The sequence below is a fragment of the Cobetia sp. genome (assembly GCF_983723665.1).
This window is the reverse complement of the sequence record NZ_CFDJES010000028.1, coordinates 1,167-5,346: the sequence shown is the minus strand read 5'-3', so window position 1 is coordinate 5,346 and position 4,180 is coordinate 1,167. Positions and strand designations below refer to the sequence as shown.

The 4,180-nt window shown below is 64.8% G+C and carries 3 protein-coding genes; all 3 read left to right on the top strand.

Features of this window, described 5'->3' with window-relative positions:
• On the top strand, positions 1-363 hold a 363-nt coding region (locus AC4FAH_RS04725; protein WP_490245718.1), incomplete at its 5' end, for a permuted SH3 domain-containing protein.
• Positions 360-3,554 carry an efflux RND transporter permease subunit gene (locus AC4FAH_RS04720; RefSeq protein ID WP_153636495.1) on the top strand — a complete coding sequence of 1,065 codons (3,195 nt, stop codon included), beginning with the start codon at positions 360-362 and terminating at the stop codon, positions 3,552-3,554. The genes AC4FAH_RS04725 and AC4FAH_RS04720, both read left to right, overlap by 4 nt.
• 214 nt (positions 3,555-3,768) lie before the next feature.
• Positions 3,769-4,179, top strand: a complete 411-nt coding sequence (locus AC4FAH_RS04715) for a hypothetical protein (RefSeq protein WP_054555691.1) — start codon at positions 3,769-3,771, stop codon at positions 4,177-4,179.
• Position 4,180 lies beyond the last annotated feature (1 nt).

Genomic DNA, 4,180 nt, shown 5'->3' with positions numbered 1-4,180 from the left:
CTGATTCCGGAACGCGCCATCGGCACCGATCTGGACCGTCAGTTCGTGCTGGTGGTCGCCGAGGACAACACCCTCGCCTACCGCGGCATCACCACCGGCCCGCGCTTCGGCCCGCTGCGTGCCGTCACCGATGGCCTGGCCGCCGGTGACCGCGTGCTGGCCGCGGGGCCTGCCAAGGCAGGTCCGGGCATGCCGATCACCCCCAAGCTGGTCGAGATGCCCGATGACGGTGCCCTCAAGGCACTCGCCGCGCGTATCTCGCGCCTGCAGCAGCAGACCGCCCAGCCGCTGGATCAGGACAACGATCAGGACGCCGCGACACTGGCCGAGGCTGACCGTCAGGCAGCCGGAGGCCGTTCGTGAATATCTCCAGCTTCTTCATCAAGCGCCCGGTCTTCGCCGCGGTGCTGTCGATCCTGACCGTCATCTCCGGGATGCTGTCGCTGTTCCAGCTGCCCATCTCCGAGTATCCGGAAGTCGTGCCGCCCACAGTGGTGGTGCGCGCCAACTACCCGGGTGCCAACCCCGAAGTCATCGGTGCCACCGTCGCCACGCCGCTGGAGCAGGAAATCACCGGCGTCGAAAGCATGCTGTACATGGACTCCCAGGCGACCTCCGACGGCAACCTGACCCTGACGGTGACCTTCGCGCTGGGCACTGACCTGGACAAGGCCCAGGTGCAGGTGCAGAACCGTGTGGCCCGCGCCACGCCGCGCCTGCCGCAGGAGGTGCAGCAGCTCGGCATCACCACCGAGAAGGCCTCGCCCAACCTGACGATGGTGGTCCACCTGACCTCCCCGGATGGCCGCTATGACCAGCTGTGGCTGTCCAACTACGCGCGCCTGAACCTGAAGGACAATCTCGCCCGTCTCGAGGGGGTCGGCGACGTGCAGCTGTTCGGTGCCGGCGAGTACTCGATGCGCGTGTGGCTCGACCCGGACGCCGTGGCGGCGCGGGGCCTGTCTGCCGGTGACGTGATCAGTGCGCTGCGTGCGCAGAACCAGCAGGTCGCCGCCGGCTCCGTCGGTGCCCAGCCCTCGCCTGACGACAACCAGTTCCAGCGCCTGCTCAATGTGCGGGGCCGCCTGGAGAGCGCCGAGGAATTCGAGAACATCGTCATCCGTGTCGATGAAGATGGCCGCCTGACACGCCTGAAGGATGTGGCGCGTGTCGAACTGGGCGCCGACAGCTATTCGCTGCGCGCGCAGCTGGATGGCAAGGACGCCGTGGCGATGCCGATCTTCCAGCGTCCCGGCTCGAATGCCATCGCGCTGTCGGATTCCGTGCGCGAGAGCATGAGCGAGATGTCCGAGGCCTTCCCGGATGGCGTCAGCTACGACATCGTCTACGACCCGACGGTCTTCGTGCGTGGCTCCATCGAGGCGGTCATCGACACCCTGTTCGAGGCCATCCTGCTGGTCGTGATCGTGGTGATCCTGTTCCTGCAGACCTGGCGGGCCTCGATCATTCCGCTGATCGCGGTGCCGGTCTCGCTGATCGGGACGTTTGCGGTCATGCAGCTGATGGGCGTGTCGATCAATACGCTGTCGCTGTTCGGACTGGTGCTCGCCATCGGTATCGTCGTCGATGACGCCATCGTGGTGGTGGAGAATGTCGAGCGCAACATCGAGCTGGGTCACTCGCCCATCGAGGCCACCCAGATCGCCATGCGTGAGGTGACCGGCCCGATCATCGCCATCGCGCTGGTGCTGACGGCGGTGTTCGTTCCGACGGCCTTCATCAGCGGCCTGAGCGGTCAGTTCTACAAGCAGTTCGCGCTGACCATCACCATCTCGACGCTCATCTCGGCCTTCAACTCGCTGACGCTGTCACCGGCGCTGTCGGCTCTGCTGCTCAAGCCCCACGGTGCCAAGCCTGACTGGCTGACCCGCGTCATCGATGGCCTGTTCGGTCGCTGGCTGTTCGCGCCGTTCAACCGCGCCTTCAGTGCGATGGCCAACGGCTATACCGGCCTGATCAAGAAGCTGCTGCGCTTCGGTGTCATCGTCGGCCTGCTGTATGTCGTACTGCTCGGCGCCACCGGCAAGCTGTTCGACAGCGTGCCCGGCGGCTTCATCCCGGGGCAGGACAAGCAGTACCTGGTCGCGATGGCCCAGCTGCCGGACGCCGCCAGCCTCGACCGCACCTCCGAGGTCATCGACGAGATGCAGGCACTGGCGCTGGACACACCGGGCGTGGCGCACACCGTGGCCTTCCCGGGGCTCTCCGTGAACGGCTTCGTCAATGCCTCCAACTCCGGCATCGTGTTCGCGACCCTGGCGGACTTCGATGAGCGACAGTCGCCCGAGCTTTCCGGTCAGGCGATCGCCGCTCAGCTGAACCAGAAATTCGCGGGGATCGACGAGGCCTTCGTCGCCGTCTTCCCGCCGCCACCGATTCTGGGCCTGGGCACTACGGGGGGCTTCAAGTTGCAGCTGCAGGACCGTGGCAACAAGGGCTTCGATGAGCTGTTCTCCGCCGTGCAGACCATCACCGCCAAGGGCAACGCTGACCCGCGTCTGAGCAGTGTCTACTCCAGCTTCCGCATCCAGGTGCCGCAGTACGACATCGATCTGGATCGCGAGCAGGCGATGATAATGGGCGTGCCGGTGGAACGTGCCTTCGAGACTCTGCAGGTGTACATGGGCTCGCTGTACGTCAATGACTTCAACCGCTTCGGGCGTACCTATCAGGTGCGCGCCCAGGCCGAGCAGTCGGCGCGTCTCGACCCGGATGACATCCGCAACCTCAAGGTGCGCAGCGACAACGGCCGCATGATTCCGCTGGGCAGCTTCGTCAAGGTGACACCGACCACCGGCCCGGACCGCGTGATGCACTACAACACCTTCGTCAGCGCCGATATCAACGGCTCGCCGGCGCCGGGCGTCTCCAGTGATCAGGCCAAGGCCGCCATCGAGGAAGTGCTGGCCGGCAACCTGCCACAGGGCATCGGCTACGAGTGGACGGAGGTGACCTACCAGCAGGTACTGGCCGGCAACACCATGATCTACATCTTCCCGCTGGTGGTATTGCTGGTATTCCTGGTGCTGGCCGCCCAGTACGAGAGCTGGTCGCTGCCGCTGGCGATCATCCTGATCGTGCCGATGACACTGCTGTCGGCGCTGGCCGGTGTCTGGCTGACGGGGGGCGACAACAACATCTTCACGCGCATCGGCTTGATCGTGCTGGTGGCGCTGGCGTGCAAGAACGCGATCCTGCTGGTCGAGTTCGCTCGTGAGCAGCAGCATGCTGGCCAGAGTCGTCTGGACGCCGTGCTGACGGCCTGTCGCCTGCGTCTGCGTCCCATCCTGATGACGTCGGTGGCCTTCACCGCGGGCGTGGTGCCTCTGGTACTGGCCACTGGTGCCGGCAGCGAGATGCGCCAGGCGATGGGCGTGGCGGTGTTCTCCGGCATGATCGGCGTCACCGTATTCGGTCTGCTGCTGACACCGCTGTTCTATGTCGGTATCCGCCGCCTGGTCGAGAAACGTGAATCGCATCAGGACGCTGTCACGCCGGGCAGCCATTCCGAGTCAGGCCGCCGCATTCATTGATACGACCATTGATACGGCCACTGAGCCATCCACTGATACGACCACTCTCCCGAGAGATCGAGAACAGGCAAACGCCACGGGGCGTCGCGGCTTCAGCAACCGCTGAAGCATTGACTCCCCGTTGGCAACACTGCCATTCCGTTCGTGGCATGTTTACTGCTCACGACTCTCGGCATAATGCCCATCAATATTTACCCACTCGGGAGCAGGTGCCATGTACGCCGATACCTTCAATGATCTGGCCCTCGAGGCCGAACTCGAAAACTTCGCGCACCGCTGGTTCTCCATGCTCAACCGCATGGCGCCTGCTATCGAACTGGCGGAACTGCTGGGCGAGGAGGCTTCCATCCAGCTGCTGGATGAAACCCTGACCGGCAGCGAGTACCTGGCCAACTGGGAGCAGCGTCGCAGCGAGCTGCTGGTCAATGGCCATGCACTCGGCTGGGTGCGTGCCCAGCGCAACAGCCTCGACAGCGCCACCCTGCGCATGGGCGGTGAGCACCGCGCCGCCATGCGCGATGGCAGCGTATTGCACACGCATTTCGACGCCGAGTGGGTGCTCGACCTGAGCTGGGGCGAGCCGCGCATCCAGAGCATCAAGCTGCTGGATATGCGCACGCTGTAAC

Excerpts from the sequence above, each read along its gene's own strand:
- AC4FAH_RS04715 (WP_054555691.1), top strand. The coding sequence starts at position 3,769 with ATGTACGCCGATACCTTCAATGATCTGGCCCTCGAGGCCGAACTCGAA.